The sequence below is a fragment of the Bradyrhizobium sp. Ash2021 genome, assembly GCF_031202265.1.
Classification (GTDB): domain Bacteria; phylum Pseudomonadota; class Alphaproteobacteria; order Rhizobiales; family Xanthobacteraceae; genus Bradyrhizobium.
On record NZ_CP100604.1, the window covers coordinates 5,211,188 to 5,230,279 of the forward strand.

Here is a 19,092-nt window from a genome sequence, read left to right on the forward strand (position 1 = left end):
GCGTTAGGCCCCCGCCTTGGCGGCGCGCGGCGCGATGGGCGTTCCCTCCGACAACAGCAACTGTCCGTCGACGACGACGTCCTCGCCTCCGGTCAATCCGGTGGCGAGGACGGAGGTTCCCTGGAACGTGCGGCTGACATTGACGGGTTGCACATGCGCCTTGCCGTCCTTCATGACGAAAACGAAATTGCCGTTCTGGCTGCGCTGTACGGCTGACGTGGGCACCGTCACGGCGTCCTCGGCGCGGATCACGAGCTTGGTGTTGACCAGCGTCCCCGGCCACAAGGTCTCGTTCTCGTTGTTCATGATGCCGCGCACGGTGACCATGCCGGTGGTCGAATCCACCGTGTTTTCGACCATCGCGACCTTGCCGTCCTCGGAGCGATCATGGCCCGGGATGGTCGCGATCACCTTCGAATCCGCCTTCGCCATCGCCTCGCGCAGGTCGACCAGTACGCGCTGTGGGACCGCGAAGGTCACGTAAACCGGGGCCATCTGGTTGATGACGGCGAGCGGCGCGGTGTCGGCCGGACGGACGAAATTGCCGACCTTCACATTGGCCGCGCTGATCCGGCCCGAAAACGGCGAGCGGATCAGGGTGTAGCTCTTCTGGACTTTCAGATTGTCCAGCGCCGCCTGATCGGCCTTGATGGTACCGATCAGGATATCGGACTGGGTCTTGGCGTTATCGACGTTGACCTGAGTGGTCGCGCCCTTGGCAACGAGATCGGTGTAACGCCTGAGATCGCGCTGCGCGCCCTCGAGCTGGGCCTGATCCTTGGCCAGCATGCCCTCGGCCTGCTCGATCTGGGCGTCGATCTGGCGCGCGTCGAGCGTGAACAGCAGGTCGCCTTCGCTGACCCTGGCGCCGTCCTCGAAATGCACCGCGACGATGGTGGTCTCGACCCTCGATTTGAGCGCCACGCTGGAAATCGGCGTCACCGTCCCGATCGAGTCGACGTCGACCGGCACGGATTTGTGCTCCGCCTTGGCCAGTTCCACCGAAACCACACGCGGACGCTGCGGCCCCAGCGCGCTGGCGCCTCCGCCCATCCATGACCCGCGGGTGACGAAAGCCGCCACCGCAGCGATGCCGACGGCACCGGCAAAAAGGATCAAACTACGTTTTTTCATAATTTTCACGCACGCCCGTCCGTGAAAGGACGGGACGGCTCGTTCCTGCCCCTTGACGGCGACTTTTGCGCCTTATTTCTAGACGGTTATCACAGCCTTGCGGCGCATGGTATGCCAGCAAAGCGAAAATGTGTGGTTACGATCCGGATCCCCCTCATGCGCATCGCGACATGGAACGTCAATTCGGTCCGGCAGCGGATCGAGCATCTCGTCAGCTGGCTGCAGGAGTGCGCGCCGGACATCGTCTGCCTGCAGGAAATCAAATGCGTCGACGACGCCTTTCCGCGGCTGGAGATCGAGGCGCTCGGCTACAACGTCGTCACCCACGGCCAGAAGACGTTCAACGGCGTCGCCCTGCTGTCGAAGCTGCCGTTCGAGGAGACCAAATCCGGCCTCGCCGGCGACGACGAGGACGCCCACGCCAGGTTCCTGGAAGGCGTGGTCACGCTGAAAACCGGCGTGGTGCGGATCGCCTGTCTTTATCTGCCCAATGGCAACCCAGTCGGGTCCGATAAATATCCATACAAACTCAAATGGATGTCGCGACTTCTTGAGTATTCGAAGGAGCGGCTTAAGGCGGAAGAGCCGCTGATCCTCGCCGGCGACTTCAACGTGATTCCGGCCGCCCAGGACGTCCATAATCCGGCGGCCTGGGTCGAGGACGCCCTGTTCCGCCCGGCCACCCGCGAGGCCTTCCAGTCGTTACTGGGCCTCGGGCTGACCGATGCGCTGCGCGCCGTCAGCGATGCGCCCGGCCAATACACCTTCTGGGACTATCAGGCCGGCGCCTGGCAGAAGAACTGGGGCCTGCGGATCGACCACCTGCTGCTGTCGCCGCAGGCGAGCGACCGGCTGATCGATGTCGGAGTCGACAGCTATGTGCGCGCCTGGGAAAAGCCGTCAGACCACGTGCCGGTCTGGGCCGATCTGGATTTCGAGGTGGCGTAGGCCGTCAGGGCCTGCATCAGTCCCGGCGGCCCTGCACCCAGTGCTCGAGCATCTGCAGCGCCATGGCGCGGTCGTCGTCGGACGCTTTGGCGATGGCCCGGTTGTAGCTTTCCTTGATCCAGGCCTCATCGGGCGCGGCATTGTCGCGCGCCAAGGTCAGCCACATCAGCCCGCGTGCGGCCTGGCGCGGCAGCCGGTCGCCGTTGAACAGCATCTGGCCAAGCATCGCCTGGGCCTGATGCTGGCCCTTCTGGGCGGCCAGACCGAGCCAGCGCGCGCCGTAGCGGAAATCATCCCGCGAGGCGTCCGGGGTCTTCAGGTAGAGGCGCGCCAGATCGTACTGCGCGTCGGCATTGCCGAAATAGGAGGCCGCGTAGGAGAACATCTCCCGCGCCCGCTCGGTATCGGGCTTGATCTTGGAATTGGGAATGCCGTTCAAATAGTAGCGCCCGAGCGCCACGAAGGCATTGGCGACGATCGCCGCCTGCGGCGCCGACGGGCTGTCTTCCGCATGCGCGTTGGCGATGCGGCTGAAATATTCGAACGCGCGCACATCGTCCTGGGTGACGCCATCGCCGTCGGCATACATCCGCCCGAGCTTCCACTGCGCGACGGGATGGCCGCCCTCGGCGGCATATTGCAGCGAATTCAGCGAGGGAGCCACGGTGACGGTAGTCGTGGTCGCGGCAACCGGAACCGCCTTCTTCAAGGCTTGGGCATTCAAGGCTTGGGCATTCAAGGCCTGGGCGGCGGAGGCCGCCGGCTGGGAAACGACCGGCAGCGCTGAATCCTGATTGGCCGGAGCGCCGTCGAACGCGAATCCCGGGACCGCCACCGGCGTGGCCCCTAACATCAACGCAAGAATGATACGCCTAGATGTCCGCATAACACTGTTTCTCGTGCGCACCACCTGGATGGGTAACCGCGCCATCCACCGCCGGCCCAACCTGTTGAGCATATTTCCACAGCACACCCGATGTGTGGTTAGTCGCTCGGGGCTGCCATTTGGTTTTACGGTCGGCGAGTTCTGCGTCAGTCAATTTTACGTTAAGAGTGCCGAGGTCGGCGTCGATCTCGATGATGTCGCCGTCCTGCAACAGCGCGATCGGCCCGCCCACCGCGGCTTCTGGCCCGACATGGCCGATGCAGAACCCGCGGGTGGCGCCCGAGAACCGGCCATCGGTGATGAGGGCAATCTTGCCGCCCATGCCCTGCCCGGTCAGCGCCGCCGTGGTGGAGAGCATTTCCCGCATGCCGGGACCGCCGCGCGGCCCCTCATAGCGGATCACGAGGACTTCGCCCTCTTTGTAGGTCTTCTTCTGCACGGATTCGAAGGCGTCCTCTTCGCAATCGAAGCAGCGGGCCGGACCGGTAAATTTCAACTTCGACATGCCCGCGACTTTCACGATCGCGCCTTCTGGCGCAAGATTTCCCTTCAAGCCAACGACCCCGCCCGTGACGGTGATCGGCTTGTCCGCGGATCGCACCACATCCTGGTGCGGATTCCACTTCACGCTCTTGAGGTTTTCGGCGATCGTCCGGCCCGTGACGGTTAAGCAATCCCCGTGCAGGTGGCCATTGTCGAGCAGCGTCTTCATCAGAAGCGGTATGCCGCCAACTTCATACATGTCTTTGGCAACATAACGGCCACCCGGCTTCAAATCCGCGACATATGGAGTCTTTTTGAAGATTTCGGCGACGTCGAACAAATCGAATTTGATGCCGCACTCATGGGCGATCGCCGGCAGGTGCAGTGCAGCATTGGTCGAACCACCTGAGGCTGCAACGACCGCGGCGGCGTTTTCCAAAGCCTTACGGGTAACGATGTCGCGCGGGCGGATATTGGCCGCGATCAGCTCCATCACCTTCTCGCCCGCGGTCATGCAAAACGCGTCGCGGATCTCGTAGGGTGCCGGGGCACCTGCCGAGTAAGGCAGCGCCAGGCCAATGGCCTCGGATACCGTCGCCATGGTGTTGGCGGTGAATTGTGCGCCGCACGCGCCGGCCGACGGGCAAGCCACCCGCTCGATTTCGTCCAGATCCGCGTCCGACATCTCGCCGACCGAATGCTTGCCGACGGCCTCGAACATGTCCTGCACCGTGACCTGCTGGCCACGGAAATTGCCGGGCAGGATCGAGCCGCCATAGATGAAGATCGAGGGCACGTTGAGCCGCACCATCGCCATCATCATGCCCGGCAGCGACTTGTCGCAGCCGGCGAGCCCGACCAGGGCGTCATAGGCATGGCCGCGCATGGTCAGTTCGACGGAATCGGCGATGCATTCGCGCGACGGCAGCGACGAGCGCATGCCGTCATGGCCCATGGCGATGCCGTCGGTGACGGTGATGGTGCAGAATTCGCGCGGGGTGCCGCCGGCGGAGGCGACGCCCTTCTTGACCGCCTGCGCCTGGCGCATCAGCGAGATATTGCACGGGGCGGCCTCGTTCCAGCACGACGCCACGCCCACAAAAGGCTGGTGGATCTGGTGGGTGGTCAGGCCCATGGCATAGAGATACGAGCGATGCGGCGCGCGTTCGGGCCCCTCCGTCACGTGACGGCTCGGCAGCCTGCCCTTGATGTTCGTCTTGGCGTCCATCCGCGAACCCGTTTCCCCGGCCATCTCTTTGTCGACCCGGGAAAACTCAATTTGTTCCCTTCGCCTTCGCGAGCGCCGTGGCCTCAGCCTACGAAGGATATGATTTCATGCAGGGGTGTGGCAAAAAAGCGGCGCAGACAACAGCGGACCGCCGGAACGGTCAAATGTTAGGGAAGTGTTGCGAGGACGCAACAATCGTTGCAACACGGCAACCATCTGTTACTGACCCTTACCCGAGCCGCAGACCCGCGCTCTCGCGACGCGATGCGCCCGAGGTTTGCAGCCACACATTGTCCCTCCAGAAACAGAGGGCGCAGGGAAAGCCGGGTGCGCGCTGCACCCGCGGTCTCGTGTGCAAAGATGCACGAAAGAAAGCGCACACGAGCATACAGGTTCAGCGGAGAGCATCCGGCCTTCCCTGCGCAATGGCTTTACGGCTTATAGCGCGCTCTCCCCGGCGACGAATTCTTGTTGTCACCGTCGCCTGCGGATTGACGATTCCGCGCACCCGGTTGGGCTCGCAAAATCTCCGCAGACTTGACATCAGCAACGGATGCCAGAACCACACGCCTTCGCCGTACGCAGCGACCTCCACCATCCGCCCCGACCGGCACGTGAAGCCTGCCGAAGTTTTGGCGAAGGCGTTGAAGCGCCGTTCGTCCGCGCGCCGGTTGATCGCTCACAGGTAGAACCCGCCCTGCAATCCCTTTGCGCGCCCGACGCTGCCGCGTCCACCGCATCTCAACCCGCGTTCGTGACGATCGCGACCCGCCCCTCCTATCGGGTGAGACGGGCGGAGATACGCCACTGATTTGCCCCGACGGGGCAAGCGGAATATTTTCTCGTGCAGGGCTGGACAGGGCAAATCACGTTGGAATCGTTTGGGAAATTACTGTTTTGGCGCATGGAGAATAGCATCGGTAAGCGGCATGGTCGTCCAATTAGGTTTTATGCAACGCACGTTTTGAAATCGTTGCGATTCCGTTTTGCATGGCTCGCTGCGCTTTCGGATGATCCGGTATTCTCCCCACCAACTGATTCGGGCGGGCCGTCAATCCTTCGACACCTGATACGTCTTCGGTGATGACCGATGGTAGCTGTTTCGGATGGCATTAGACGGTTCCTACACGCAACAAATGTGAGCTAGCAGTGCGCAAGGATTTGGTGCAGCCCGGGTTGGAATTCCTAGCTAGCGTAGTCGTCACCATCGTCTTAGCGATGCTTCCAATCACGCGTGTGTTGTATGTTTCTCTTTCGTTAGCGGCAGCGGCGCTATTTTTGCACATTACGTGGCGAGTAACTGGGGCCCTGCGATATAAAATCAGAAAGCGTCAGATATGTTGTTCGGCAGCAGCCTTGACGCTTACTGCCCTTCTCACCTGGGGATGGTTCTCCCGTTTTGCTGCGACCCAAACGCCGCCACCGGCAATAACGGTGTCTGGTAATAACAACGTGGTAACGGGGCCGGTATCGGGCGGCCAAGTTGTCGGCACGATCAACAACTTCTACTCCGCATCAGCGCCCTTGCAGGGATCATCCCCCATCTTCTCGGAGGACACGAATGCGCATCCAATCTTCTCTATCGGTTGCATGAACATCGCGCCGATAAAAGGCCTCTTGGACCGCATCAATAGAGGCGAGCCATCCCCGTTCCTTTCGTTCTCGCGCGAGGGGACCCAAACGCCTGTAATCTCACCGTATGTAAAAGATGGACTTCTCACGGCTGACGTAAGTCTATTTGCCCCGGGCCAGGTCTATGAGGCTTTCTCACTACGCGGTGGAAAGTTCCATCTTCTTGCGCCTAACTGGGATGTAAATGCTAGTGAACGTGCTATCGAGGTAGTCAACGAGAGCGGAGTTCCTATCTTCCAGCTCATTCGCTCTTCAACTAAACATCTGCACATCGACGGTCTCTTCAGAACGAAGAATGCGGTACTGTTCCTTGGACGCGGCGGGCTGATAATTCAGCCAATCTTGGGCGATGCTGCCAATCGATACGTCCCACCGACCGATTTCTTACCGAAAATGTTTCGCTATCCGAGTTGGCAGCACCCGGGCGAAATGATCGAGCCTCAACCTGCGAGACCGGCGTGCCCCCCTGATAGTCAAGGGATCATGGCAATCAGCGACGGGGTCTCGCTTCCAATTCGCGAGTAACGAGCGACTAGCTAATCGAAAAGCCCGGTCACCTAAGCGCAATCGCTTGAATCGTTCTGTCGAGCCTCGCCGCGCAAGGTCGCGCGGATCGTCGACGTCAGCAATTTTCCGGCCTCCGTTGCCTTCGCCTTTTCCCAGATCACCGTCACCATGTGGCTGGTGTCGAAGTGGGTTTTGTTCTTGTCCCAAGCTGACCTTTCGCAGGTGTAGATCACCGGTCGGCCGAGGCCCTCCGCGTATCCCGCCTCCCAATAGGCACCGAGGTTGGCGTGGCTTAAATCCGCGATGACGAAACGGGACGCCAAGAGCGCGGCACGTATCTGGTTATCGATCAACCCAGCCGGCTGTTCATCGCTCAGTTTTTTCAGGGTGAACCCAGTGCGCGAAACAGCAGGCTTGAAATAATCCTCAACCATCAAGTCCAAGTCGGCATCGCCGAACTTCATCGCCATGAAGGCGTTGCGGCTATCCTCACGTTTTCGCGATAGAGCGGCGTACTGCTCCCAGCCTTCAGGTGTTAGCTGAATTTGAAGCTGATTGGCGGTTCCTTGCGCAGTCCGAAACCATCCTCTTTTTTCAAACATGCTGAATAGCCAGCCGAAAGCAGATGCAGCGCCTCCGTTAGGATCGATCGGCAACCCGATCTGTGCAGCAAGCATTTCCCGATCTGGTGTTGCGTATTGGTGGAGGAAATTTTGTTGTTCGCCGAGCCAAAGCACGAGGTTTTGTGCCGCTTCGACCGGATCGGGCAACCTCTCTAAGGACCAATAACTTGCCAAATCTGCATCGCGAATTTGAGTATCACCGAAGCCGGGTGATGCTTGTGCCCGCCGTAACGCATGGCTCATCTTAGACCGTCGAATAATATCGGTGCCAAGCATACCAGGCAGCGTAGTCATGGCGGTGGCGGTGAGCGTAAAAGTGCCGCAGCGACCGCATTTTGTCTCGAGATTGCCCGAGCCCCTCATTGTCGCATTCGGCGCTCCACACACGATGCACTCTGTGTCGCGAGGCGGAATCGTCATCGTGCATCTCCCGTAAACCCATGGCGAGAGTTCTACTACTTGCTCGTTTAAGGCTTCAATCGGGCTGGAAGGCGTCTGTTGAGTTTATTGGATCGGACGGCCTATGGTTGCGCGTGGCCGCGGAAAGTGACAGCAGGTTTGTGCTTGATCTATTGCTGTTTGGCAAAGTGCGCGCCGATTCCCCTAGGGAGCGCCGGAGCAGGCTCTAAGGATCGATCCCTTTCCTGTAGCAACCATTAAGAGCCAAGCAGCTTTTTCAGACCACGGCGTTCCGGGTTGAACGACGGCATTGGCCTAGTTCACGAGCCTTCGGGCGCAGACGACGAGCGCGGCGTTGTGGACTTTGCCTTCGGCGAATCCGCCCTACGCGCTGATCTATTGCCGCGATCACCGCTGTAGCCATCACGTTGAGACCAACGCTGACGGCTGGCCCGATGATGTCCGGCTCTCCGACATCGAAGCAAACTTTACCTGTACGCGCTGCGGCAAGCGCGGCGCGGACGTGCGGCCGAAGTTTTCGCAGGCCAGCATGGGCTTTCGGCAAGTGCCGTGCCGCACCGTTCGATAAAATATGACTAATTTTCATTGATCAAATTTAACTTGCTCCGCTTGTATTCAAACTCGACTTGCATTGCTGGTATCAGGCTTAACGTCAACTTAAAATTCCAGCTTGATTGCGTTCATTCACGTTAAGCAGGATCATCCTGAACAACAGACCTTGTTCGAAAGAAGCCTGCCATGACTCTCCAGGAAGCTTTAGCGATCTACCTGTACGTATGGATGAGGGATATGGAAGATAGCGACGAGCCGGTAGTTGAAGCGGCAGTGGAAGTCATCGAGCGGGAGGCACGGAAAGCGATGGCGGCACATTCGCAACGCGACCAAGCGTAGCCAAATGACCAGTCACGCAGCCACGTCGCTCATAGCAGCGGTTCGACCTTCGCCGCCATGTCAGGAGCGCGGGTGACCCGATATGTTGCGTTGCTGCACTTCAGATCCAGACGGCCCGATCCGGGCGGGAGCGTTTTGCATCCCTTGAGGCACCGAGCGGCTTGTCACAGGTGAAACCTTGCAAGCGAATCTGCGCTGCCAGCATCGACTGCGGCGTTTCGGCTGCAACCAGCGTTGCTGTTGCCTGTTGCGCCCGCACCAATGGGCTGAAAACTAGAGCTGCGGTAGCCAGCAGTATTGACCCGAGCGGTTTGTACATGACGGCAATCCTTCTCGCAGTTCTCTCGGACGCAGCAGAGCAACTGCATCATCGGCTTGTCAGCGTCGCGTTGACGGATTGGATCGTTCGATAGCCTTGGGGTAACAGCCTTGGGGTAGCAGCCTTGGGAGTCAGCAGCCTTTGGGGGTCAGCGGAGTTTGTTGAAGGACGGCACCTGACCCAGTTATGCCTGCAACGGGCGGCTTTTTTCAAGACCGCCCGCTCAGAAGGCATTCCATCCCGCCGCGTTCACTCGCTCTGATGGCCGGACTTCTTCATTTCAGCAAGGATACCGTCGAGGTTGTAAGTTTCCGGCGCCTGCATCGGGGGAAATTCCTTATAGGAAAACAGCTCCTTTTCCCAAAGCAGCTGGCCGATGGGCAGAATGTTCCAGTCGTAAAGATAGGCAGTGCTCGGGGAGCCAAGCGAACCGGCGTAGCCCAGCAACGACTTGGCATCGGAACCGACCGTCTGCTCGAACGGGTCACGCTTGATGTTGGTGATCTGGGTCCAGTGGAAGCTCTGGGCTCCGAACAAACCACCGGTCCCGGTATCCGGCACCATCGTGTAGTAGAACTTCCAGTTCTTGTAGCGCACGGCGGACGGTTGCGCGCCGGTGTAATAGAAGAAGACTTCGCGCGCCGATTTCTCCGTGCCTTCGAGATAGCCGCGCTGGTCGACGCCGTCGAGCGTGGTCTTGACGATGCCGGGATAGCTTCCGGTCTCGATCTGCTTCTTCAGCGCGTCGCCCTTCGGCCCGCCGGCGATGTCGACCAGCGTCGGCAGCCAGTCGAGGGCCGACATCATCTCGTTCTTGACCGTGCCCGGCTTGATGTGGCCCGGCCAGCGAACCACCAGCGGCGCGCGCATGCCGCCTTCCCATGTGGTCAGCTTGCCGCCCTTGAAGGGGGTGGTGCCGCCGTCGGGAAAGGTGATGTTCTCGGCGCCGTTGTCGGTGGTGAAGGCGATGAGAGTATTGTCGAGCTGGCCCATGTCCTCGAGCTTCTTGAGGACATAGCCGATATTGTCATCCATCTGCTTCATGCCGGCTTCATTGAGGCCCCAGTCCTTGCCGCCCGGCTCGCCAATCATCGCCTCATACTTCGGCGACAGCATGGTCGTGATGTGCATGCGTGCCGGATTGTACCAGACGAAGAACGGCTTGTTGGTCTTCTTCGGGTCGTTGCGGTCGAGGAAGTCGATCACCTTGGCCGATATTTCCTCGTCCACGGTTCTCGATCGATCCAGCGTCAGCGGACCCTCGTCCTTGCAGCTCATGTTCTTCTGCGTTCCATCCGAAGACTTGCACGCGAGCACCGGTCGCGGCGGCGTCAGGCAAGTCGCGGTTCTCGGATCAACTGCGTTAGGGTCATCCGCAAGACCGGGTATTGACGTGCTCTTGCACGCCGGCGCAATACCTTGCACCAGCGGTGTCTTGTTGATGTCGGGGAAGCTCACGCCCTGCATCGCGTCAAGGTGATAGAGATAACCCCAGAACTCCTGAAACCCGTGCGCAGTCGGTAGCGCTTCAACATGATCGCCGAGGTGATTCTTGCCGAACTCCCCTGTGGTGTAGCCCTGGTCGAGCAGGAACTTCGCGACCGCCGGGGTGCCCGGCCGCAGCCAGGACGGACTGCCGGGCAATTGCGGGGGAATCATGCCGGTACGAAGCGGATGCATGCCGGTGAAAAAAGCGTTACGCCCGGCGGTGCAGCTTTGTTCGGCATAATAAGTCATGAAGAGTGCACCTGAGCTGGCCCCGGTTGTCTGAACAAAAATTCCGCGTCGATAAGTGGAGCCTCTGCCGAGGTTAGGCCGCCGCGCGGAGCGGCGGAAGATCGAAGTAGGCTTGATCCGGGGTCATGTCGTCAAGACTCGAATGAGGACGTCGGCCGTTGTAAAAGTCGAGATACCGGCCGATCGAATGTCGCGCCTCGCCGACGGTTTCGTAGGCTCGCAGATAGACCTCCTCGTATTTGACGCTGCGCCACAGCCGTTCGACGAACACATTGTCCCGCCAGGCCCCTTTGCCATCCATGCTGATGGCGATGCCATTGCTGGCGAGCAGGCCGGTGAACGCCGCGCCGGTGAACTGAGAGCCCTGATCGGTGTTGAAGATGTCCGGCTTGCCGTGGCGAGCCAAGGCATCTTCCAGGGTCTCGACGCAGAAGGCCGCCTCCATCGTGATCGACAGCCGCCACGACAGAACACGACGTGTCGCCCAGTCCAGCACCACGGCGAGATAGACGAAGCCGTGCGCCATCGGAATGTACGTGATGTCCATGGCCCAGACCTGGTTCGGCCGCCGGATCTCGATGCCGCGCAGCAGATACGGATAGATCTTGTGGCCGGGCTCGGGCTTGGTGGTGCGCGGACGGCGATAGAGCGCCTCTATCCCCATCCGCCGCATGAGCGTCTTCACATGCCGGCGGCCGATCTTGCACCCCTGCAAAGCCAGCAGGCCTCGCAACATACGCGAACCGGCGAAGGGATACTCCAGGTGCAGCCGATCGAGACGCTGCATGATCTCGAGGTCGGCTGAAGAGACTGGACGCGGCAGATAGTACACGCTGCCGCGACTGACCTTCAAAATCTCTGCCTGCTTGGTGATCGACAGATCGTGCTTACGGTCGATCATCGCTTTGCGCTCAGCAATCCCGCCTTGGTGAGCGCGCCTTCTAAAAAATCGTTCTCCAGCGTCAGCTCCCCGATCTTGGCATGCAGCGACTTCACATCGACCGCGGGCGTGGCCGGCGTCCCGCCCCCCGATCCGAAAATATCAGAGGCGCCGCCCTCAAGCTGTGATTTCCAGGCCGTAATCTGATTGGGGTGAACGTCGAAATGCTCCGCCAGCTGGGCTATCGTCCGATCGCCCTTGATGGCGGCCAGAGCCACCTTCGCCTTGAAGGCCGGTGAGTGGTTCCGCCGGGGTCGTCTGCTCATGGTCTCTCCTGTTCACGGCAATTATCGCCGCTGTCAGGCAGAAATTCCACTTATCGTTCTGTCCAGATTTCCGCGACCGGCTCTACCATCGTTTCCGATGCGGTCGATGTTCGGAGTTTCCCCCACCATCAGTCCGCGATGGTAGATGCTCGGCTGCATAATGCCGATATCATCGCCCATGATGAAGAGAATGTTGGGCTTGCCGGCTGGTGCCTGCGCGAGCGCGGGTACCGCGGCAAACGTGATAGCGGCAAGCGACGCCAACAGAGAGAGCCGAATTCTTTGTGCAATATTCATGATTCATCCTCGCGCTAGAGTTGCCAAGGAAATCGATGAGGCCATAAAGGTCACAAGCATTGATCTAAATCAACGAAGGCATGTATGACACGCGCGTGACAATTGCGTCAGCAGCATGGACTGAGTTGCCGTCTGCGAATCTATCGAGGGTCAATTGCAACCCGGTCGTTTGGGGTTTGTTCTAGGGCGTGTACTCATAAATTGCGTTTGTTCGGTAATCGCTGGCTGATGTCCGCTTTGCCCCCGAAAGCGACCAAATAGCAGACATCTCGATATGTGCGTTCATTCCGGCAAGCCCACCAAGGCGCCGCGCTACTTCGGTCGAAGAGTGCACAAAAAAGCGCCGCAGAAACGCGGCGCTTGCTCTTAGGGCCTGTAGGTACCGGCGTCCGAGCCGCCAACCAAGCCGCCTCTGTTGTTCGGGCTGCCGTAGTACTGACCGTAGCTGCCGCGGCCCATGCCGACCGTACCTTGGTCGGGCCTGACGCCCGAGTTGTACTTATAGTCCGCTGACTTGTACTTATGATGATACTTATGACTTGTGTATTGATGACGTGTCTGTGCAAGCGCGAGAGCTATGGCCCAAAGTTGGTGACGGCGTGAATCGGGAAGGCGGCATAGAGCCGGTCGCGGAAATCTGGACAGAACGATAAGTGGAATTTCTGCCTGACAGCGGCGATAATTGCCGTGAACAGGAGAGACCATGAGCAGACGACCCCGGCGGAACCACTCACCGGCCTTCAAGGCGAAGGTGGCTCTGGCCGCCATCAAGGGCGATCGGACGATAGCCCAGCTGGCGGAGCATTTCGACGTTCACCCCAATCAGATTACGGCCTGGAAATCACAGCTTGAGGGCGGCGCCTCTGATATTTTCGGATCGGGGGGCGGGACGCCGGCCACGCCCGCGGTCGATGTGAAGTCGCTGCATGCCAAGATCGGGGAGCTGACGCTGGAGAACGATTTTTTAGAAGGCGCGCTCACCAAGGCGGGATTGCTGAGCGCAAAGCGATGATCGACCGTAAGCACGATCTGTCGATCACCAAGCAGGCAGAGATTTTGAAGGTCAGTCGCGGCAGCGTGTACTATCTGCCGCGTCCAGTCTCTTCAGCCGACCTCGAGATCATGCAGCGTCTCGATCGGCTGCACCTGGAGTATCCCTTCGCCGGTTCGCGTATGTTGCGAGGCCTGCTGGCTTTGCAGGGGTGCAAGATCGGCCGCCGGCATGTGAAGACGCTCATGCGGCGGATGGGGATAGAGGCGCTCTATCGCCGTCCGCGCACCACCAAGCCCGAGCCCGGCCACAAGATCTATCCGTATCTGCTGCGCGGCATCGAGATCCGGCGGCCGAACCAGGTCTGGGCCATGGACATCACGTACATTCCGATGGCGCACGGCTTCGTCTATCTCGCCGTGGTGCTGGACTGGGCGACACGTCGTGTTCTGTCGTGGCGGCTGTCGATCACGATGGAGGCGGCCTTCTGCGTCGAGACCCTGGAAGATGCCTTGGCTCGCCACGGCAAGCCGGACATCTTCAACACCGATCAGGGCTCTCAGTTCACCGGCGCGGCGTTCACCGGCCTGCTCGCCAGCAATGGCATCGCCATCAGCATGGATGGCAAAGGGGCCTGGCGGGACAATGTGTTCGTCGAACGGCTGTGGCGCAGCGTCAAATACGAGGAGGTCTATCTGCGAGCCTACGAAACCGTCGGCGAGGCGCGACATTCGATCGGCCGGTATCTCGACTTTTACAACGGCCGACGTCCTCATTCGAGTCTTGACGACATGACCCCGGATCAAGCCTACTTCGATCTTCCGCCGCTCCGCGCGGCGGCCTAACCTCGGCAGAGGCTCCACTTATCGACGCGGAATTTTTGTTCAGACAACCGGGGCCAGCTCAGTTCAACGCCTCCACTTCTCCACCAAAGGAGCGATATGCCGTGTCTAAGGATACCGTCGTAAAACTGATTCAGCCAGGAACTTTCAGCGACCAACTCACCGACATTTTGCGCGATGGGGCGCGTGCCCTTCTCGCCCAGGCGGTGGAGGCCGAGGTCGCCGGGTTTCTTTCCAAGCATGCCGATTTGAAGACCGAGGATGGCCACCAACGCGTGGTGCGCCACGGTCATCTGCCCGAGCGCGAGGTGATGACGGGCATCGGCGCGGTCCCGGTGCGCCAGCCCCGCGTGCGCGATCGCGAGGCCGCAGCCGGCGATCCCCGCCGCATCCGCTTCTCGCCATCGATCTTGCCGCCCTATATGCGCCGCTCGAAGTCGATCGAGACGCTGCTACCGATCCTCTACCTGAAGGGCATCTCGACCGGCGATTTCTCGGACGCTCTGGCGGCCTTGCTCGGCAAGGATGCGCCCGGCCTCTCGGCCAGCGCCATCGGCCGCCTGAAGGACGGCTGGCAGGATGATCATGCCCAGTGGCGCAAGCGTGATTTGTCGGGCAAGCGCTACGTGTACGTCTGGGCGGACGGCATCCACCTCGAGGCGCGGCTGGAAGATGAAAAGCAGTGCATCCTGGTGCTGATCGGCGCGACGCCCGAGGGCAAGAAAGAGCTCGTCGGGTTCACCGATGGCGCTCGGGAAAGTGCGCAGGATTGGCGCGATCTGCTGCTGGATCTGAAGCGATGCGGGCTCGATGCCCGGCCCGAGCTGATGATCGCCGACGGCGCGCTCGGCTTCTGGAAAGCGGCCGGCGAGGTCTGGCCGAAAGCACGCGAGCAGCGCTGTTGGGTGCACAAGACGGCGAACGTGCTGGGCAAATTACCCAAGAGTGTGCAACCAAAGGCCAAGCGGGCGCTGCAGGAAATCTGGATGGCCGAGACCAAGGCCAATGCCGAAGTCGCCTTCGACGCCTTCATCGAAAGCTACACGCCGAAATACCAGAAGGCCGTCGATTGTCTGACGAAGGATCGCGACCTGCTGCTCGCCTTCTACGACTTCCCGGCCGAGCATTGGAAGCACCTGCGCACCACCAACCCGATTGAAAGCACTTTCGCGACCGTCCGCCACCGCACGATCCGATCGAAAGGCTGCCTCTCAAACAAGACCGCTCTCGCCATGGTATTCAAGCTGGTCGAAGGGGCGCAACGATCCTGGCGACGGCTCGACGGACATGCACACTTGCCAAAGATCATTCTCGGTGTGAAATTCACCGACGGGATCGAGGTCACCGCCAAGCTGGCCGCCCCTCAGCCCGCAACCGCCGCCGCCTGACTGATCAGGCCGTCACCAAAAATTGGCGATAGCTCCAAGCGCGAACGTGCTTGAGAGTGCGAACACAGAAGCCAATGCTATTGTCGCAAGTTTCATGGTCGTTCTCCCTTGATTTTAGGGAATCCGAGTCAACCCACCATGATTGTTCGTGTTCCAAGCCGTCTCATGATTTGTTCTTGTCCCAAACCGTCTTCAGCGCGACAGAAGCCGCCAAGCTGTTCACATCTCACAGAGCCTCAGTGATCCAGCAATCGTCCGCGCGCGCGGTGATCGCACCGGGCGCGATGCTGCGCCTGCGCCGCAACCGGTAACGTAACACTACTAAAGACACCGAAAAAATGATTACACGCCCTGGTTTGAGTAAAGGCATCAGGAAGTTGCCGCGGCGCAACGCGCGGGGGATTAGCCGACTGCGTCCGCCGTAGCTCAACGAGCGAAGCGGAAGACGCAATCCGCCGTTGCACCGAATGCTGCACAATCAATCCGTTGTCGTCGTCGATGTATTGCTGAAACGGGGCGCGACAATGCGCGAAGGCTTCTTCGCGCATATCTCGACCAGCGCATCCTCTTCTACAACAATCGGGACAGTATTCGGCAGACGCAGATCGATCAATCGACCCGCCAGTTGCAGGCCGATCTCTGGGCTGCCGTCCGCGGACCGGCCACTACAGAACCAACGCCAGTCGCAGCGCTGTTGCTCGCTGGCATGAACGATGTGATCAACTCGCAGGGCTACACTCAAGCGGCATTCTGGAACCGGATTCCCCGCGCCGTATGGTGGCTCATGGCGGCCATCGCGCTTTGTACCAATGTTCTGTTCGGCTATCGGTCGCGAGGCGGCAAGACCACGAGAAAGCTTGCTCTCGTGTTGCCGTTTATCACCTCAATTGCTTTTCTTCTGATCGCCGATATCGATGCACCGCGGCGTGGCTTGATCGACGTCAGTCCACAAAATCTGGAAAGTTTGGCGGCGTCCCTTGGACGATGAAAGTTCCGCTGATGGGCGTCCGGGGTCTGTTGTCAGATGTCCGAAATGTGTCAGACGCTGAAGTGAGCCGCCACACAGCTCCTCCGGGTTGCATTTTACCTTTGGGTTCCACCCGCCTCCCCGTTTTTCCCACAGTGTTGCCCCAGCGCGACAATTGCTTAACCGATGATGTGCTAGGTCTCGGACGGGGCTAGGGCTGTACGCGTGGTGTGATCTCTTGGTTTGTGACTGCTGCTTTGCAGGAGGACCATGGAATGAACCAGTGCTTGCGTTCGCTGTCCTGTTTCCTCACCGTTGCCGCGCTCACCGTGTTCTCGACGGATGCGACCGCACGGCCCAGCCATAAGCAACAACACGCCAGAAAGACGCACGAAGCGAAGGAGGCTCGCCCCCATCGCCACGCGGCGCTTGGAAAGCGCCGGCACGCACGGCATGCCGACGCAGAACGCAAGTCAAAGCAATCCAGGGATGAGCCCGCTCGCAAGGAGGCCGCCCCTCCGCTCTCGGGCGATCTTGCGCTGGTGAAGGAAGCCATCGATCTCGCGCGCAAGGCCAAGACCGACGAGGCGACCGCCACCAAAAACAGGATCGCGGACCCGGCGGGGCAGAAACTGGTCGAGTGGTTCATCCTGCGTCACCCCGAGACGACGGCGAATTTCAACCGCTATGCGGCGTTCATCGCCGGCAATCCGGACTGGCCGAGTGCGGGGTTGCTGCGCCGGCGGGCGGAGGCGCGGCTGTGGCAGGAGCGCAGCGATGCGGCCACGGTTCGCGGGTTTGCGGGCAATGGGCCCGCCAGCGCCAAGGGCAAATTCGCGCTGGCGCGGGTGCTATCAGCGGAAGGCGATCGCGACGGTGCGGGCCGGCTGGTTCGCGACGCCTGGCGGTCGGAGGAATTGTCGGAGCGTCTCGAAGCCGAGGCCTACGAGACCTTTCACGACCTGCTCACCCGCGACGACCACCGGGCGCGCATGGATATGCGCATCGGCGCCAGGGATCTCGCGGGCGCCAGACGCGCCGCGCAACACCTTGGCAGCGACGAGCTTGCGATCGTAAAAGCCTGTGCCGCGGTCAAGGGGAAATCGGACAAGGCGCTGAGCGCGCTCGACGATGTCGCGACCGAGGCGCGAGCCGATCTCGGCTACACGCTGTGCCGCATCCAATGGATGCTCGCCCAGAACAGGATTGACGACGCGGCGCAGCTGATGCTGGCGGCGGCGCCGGAGACCATGGCGCAGCAGGAGACCGATCAATGGTGGCGCGAGCGGCGCTCGCTCGCCCGCAAGCTGCTCGATCAGGGCAAGTTCCAGACCGCCTACGACGTGATCCGTCCCGCAGCGGCGCCGGCCAACGAATACTACCGGGCCGACTACCATTTCATGTGCGGCTGGATCGCGTTGCGCTACCTCGACGATCCCGTCACCGCGGCGGCGCATTTCGCACAAATCGACGGCGGCCAGTCCAATCCCATCGTGCTGGCGCGGGCGAATTACTGGCGCGGGCGCGCCGCCGAAGCCCTCGGCGAAAAAGCTGCGATGCGCGAAAGCTATCGGGCGGCCGCGCGCTACCCGACCGCCTATTACGGACAGCTCGCGCGCGCCAAGCTCGGCATCGAGCAGATTGAACTGCGCGCGCCCTCGCCTGTTCTCGCATCGGACGGCGCTGTGGCTACCGACGAACGCGTGCGCGCCGCCGATATGCTCTACGAGATCGGCGAGCGCGACGTGGTGCTGTATTTCGTCGCCGACCTCGCCGAACAAAGCCCTGACGTCGCCGTGCTCGAAGCGCTCGGCGAGCTCACCGGCCGCCGCAACGATGCAATCGCGATGCTGCAGGTCGGAAAGTCCGCGCTCGGCCGCGGGCTGGCGCTCGACCATTACGCGTTCCCGACCATCGGGATTCCCAGGCACAGCCCGGTCGGTCCCGCCATCGAGCGCAGCATCATCTATTCGGTGGCGCGCACCGAGAGCGCATTCGACCAGCGCGACAAGTCGTCGGCCAATGCGGTCGGCCTGATGCAGGTGACGCCGGAAGCCGGACGCGACACCGCCAAACGCTTCGGCGTCAGCTATGACTGGGACCGGATGGTTTCCGATCCCGTCTACAATACGCAGATGGGCGCCGCCGAACTCTCTGCGCTGCTGAGCGAATACAAGGGCTGCCACATCATGACCTTCGCCGGCTACAATGCCGGCCGCGGCCGCGTCCGCGACTGGATCAAGGCCTACGGCGACCCCCGCGATCCCAAGGTGGATCCGGTCGACTGGGTCGAGCGCATTCCGCTCTCCGAGACGCGAAACTATGTCCAGCGGGTGATGGAGAATCTGCTGGTCTATCGCGTCCGCTTTGAGGGCGAAGCCGCGGTGGCGTCGAAGACCGACCAGCCCGTGGTCACGCAGGAGGTCAACGCGGCACCGCTGCCGCCGGCCGCGACGTCTGCCGGCCAGTGAAGTTGCGCGAGGTCCGTGAGGTGGCATACGCAGACTGATTGGCTCGGCCCGAATTCGTCGCCGCTTTCGCGGCGCGAATGAAATCCCGTCCGGGTTGACCTGCATCAAGTCGGTTGACCGTT

At 60.9% G+C, this 19,092-nt stretch carries 15 protein-coding genes and 1 pseudogene; 7 read left to right on the forward strand and 9 right to left on the reverse strand.

Translation table 11 applies throughout. The features are described 5' to 3' along the window. Positions 1 to 3: 3 nt before the first annotated feature. Positions 4 to 1,134 (reverse strand): efflux RND transporter periplasmic adaptor subunit, encoded by a 1,131-nt coding sequence (locus tag NL528_RS25070; RefSeq protein ID WP_309177125.1) that lies wholly within the window; start codon positions 1,132 to 1,134, stop codon positions 4 to 6. A gap of 156 nt (positions 1,135 to 1,290) precedes the next feature. Between NL528_RS25070 and xth the strand changes: the two genes are divergently transcribed. After that, the gene (gene xth, locus NL528_RS25075) at positions 1,291 to 2,082 is read left to right on the forward strand and encodes an exodeoxyribonuclease III (RefSeq protein WP_309177126.1); all 792 of its coding nucleotides are present in this window, start codon (positions 1,291 to 1,293) and stop codon (positions 2,080 to 2,082) included. A 16-nt stretch (positions 2,083 to 2,098) separates the two neighbouring features. On the opposite strand, the gene NL528_RS25080 is transcribed toward xth, so the two are convergent. After that, entirely contained in the window at positions 2,099 to 2,968 is an 870-nt protein-coding gene (locus NL528_RS25080; RefSeq protein ID WP_309177127.1) for a tetratricopeptide repeat protein, read from the reverse strand. Further along, entirely contained in the window at positions 2,955 to 4,679 is a 1,725-nt protein-coding gene (ilvD, locus tag NL528_RS25085) for a dihydroxy-acid dehydratase (protein WP_309177128.1), read from the reverse strand. The genes NL528_RS25080 and ilvD overlap by 14 nt, the downstream gene beginning before the upstream one ends. A 1,149-nt stretch (positions 4,680 to 5,828) precedes the next feature. Here ilvD and NL528_RS25090 point away from each other — a divergent pair. After that, positions 5,829 to 6,836: a hypothetical protein gene (locus tag NL528_RS25090; RefSeq protein WP_309177129.1), complete on the forward strand. Its 1,008-nt coding sequence runs from the start codon at positions 5,829 to 5,831 to the stop codon at positions 6,834 to 6,836. A gap of 32 nt (positions 6,837 to 6,868) precedes the next feature. On the opposite strand, the gene NL528_RS25095 is transcribed toward NL528_RS25090, so the two are convergent. After that, the gene (locus tag NL528_RS25095) at positions 6,869 to 7,861 is read right to left on the reverse strand and encodes a hypothetical protein (protein WP_309177130.1); all 993 of its coding nucleotides are present in this window, start codon (positions 7,859 to 7,861) and stop codon (positions 6,869 to 6,871) included. A gap of 738 nt (positions 7,862 to 8,599) precedes the next feature. Between NL528_RS25095 and NL528_RS25100 the strand changes: the two genes are divergently transcribed. Then, complete coding sequence (locus NL528_RS25100) at positions 8,600 to 8,752, forward strand: hypothetical protein (RefSeq protein ID WP_171985875.1); 153 nt, start codon at positions 8,600 to 8,602, stop codon at positions 8,750 to 8,752. Between the two features lie 100 nt (positions 8,753 to 8,852). Here the strand turns inward: NL528_RS25100 and NL528_RS25105 are convergent, their stop codons facing one another. From NL528_RS25105 to NL528_RS25120, 4 genes and pseudogenes are all read right to left on the reverse strand, one after another. After that, the gene (locus NL528_RS25105; RefSeq protein WP_309177131.1) at positions 8,853 to 9,071 is read right to left on the reverse strand and encodes a hypothetical protein; all 219 of its coding nucleotides are present in this window, start codon (positions 9,069 to 9,071) and stop codon (positions 8,853 to 8,855) included. Between the two features lie 249 nt (positions 9,072 to 9,320). Next, positions 9,321 to 10,925: an arylsulfatase gene (locus NL528_RS25110; RefSeq protein WP_375144076.1), complete on the reverse strand. Its 1,605-nt coding sequence runs from the start codon at positions 10,923 to 10,925 to the stop codon at positions 9,321 to 9,323. Next, positions 10,882 to 12,014, reverse strand: a protein-coding gene (locus tag NL528_RS25115) for an IS3 family transposase (RefSeq protein WP_143206051.1) whose coding sequence is annotated in 2 segments (ribosomal slippage) — positions 10,882 to 11,759 and positions 11,759 to 12,014 — 1,134 coding nt in all. Because the reading frame shifts where the segments join, the coding sequence is not laid out codon by codon here. Before NL528_RS25115 ends, NL528_RS25110 begins: the two co-directional genes overlap by 44 nt. Positions 12,015 to 12,098: 84 nt before the next feature. Continuing rightward, positions 12,099 to 12,311: pseudogene (locus tag NL528_RS25120) on the reverse strand (arylsulfatase); the annotation flags it as partial. A 703-nt stretch (positions 12,312 to 13,014) separates the two neighbouring features. Here NL528_RS25120 and NL528_RS25125 point away from each other — a divergent pair. Both NL528_RS25125 and NL528_RS25130 read left to right on the forward strand, forming a co-directional pair. After that, positions 13,015 to 14,147 (forward strand): IS3 family transposase gene (locus NL528_RS25125; protein ID WP_143206051.1). Its coding sequence is split into 2 segments (ribosomal slippage): positions 13,015 to 13,270 and positions 13,270 to 14,147, totalling 1,134 coding nucleotides; the frame shifts between segments, so codons are not numbered across the junction. Positions 14,148 to 14,248: 101 nt separating this feature from the next. Next, positions 14,249 to 15,532 carry an IS256 family transposase gene (locus tag NL528_RS25130; RefSeq protein ID WP_309176722.1) on the forward strand — a complete coding sequence of 428 codons (1,284 nt, stop codon included), beginning with the start codon at positions 14,249 to 14,251 and terminating at the stop codon, positions 15,530 to 15,532. 478 nt (positions 15,533 to 16,010) lie between these two features. On the opposite strand, the gene NL528_RS25135 is transcribed toward NL528_RS25130, so the two are convergent. Beyond that, positions 16,011 to 16,145 (reverse strand): hypothetical protein, encoded by a 135-nt coding sequence (locus NL528_RS25135; protein WP_309177133.1) that lies wholly within the window; start codon positions 16,143 to 16,145, stop codon positions 16,011 to 16,013. Positions 16,146 to 16,238: 93 nt separating this feature from the next. Here NL528_RS25135 and NL528_RS25140 point away from each other — a divergent pair, with 93 nt between their 5' ends. Both NL528_RS25140 and NL528_RS25145 read left to right on the forward strand, forming a co-directional pair. Beyond that, a complete protein-coding gene (locus NL528_RS25140; RefSeq protein ID WP_309177134.1) occupies positions 16,239 to 16,520 on the forward strand; it encodes a hypothetical protein in 282 nt (93 codons plus the stop codon). Positions 16,521 to 16,774: 254 nt separating this feature from the next. Beyond that, complete coding sequence (locus tag NL528_RS25145; RefSeq protein WP_309177135.1) at positions 16,775 to 18,970, forward strand: lytic transglycosylase domain-containing protein; 2,196 nt, start codon at positions 16,775 to 16,777, stop codon at positions 18,968 to 18,970. The last annotated feature ends 122 nt before the right edge of the window (positions 18,971 to 19,092 follow it).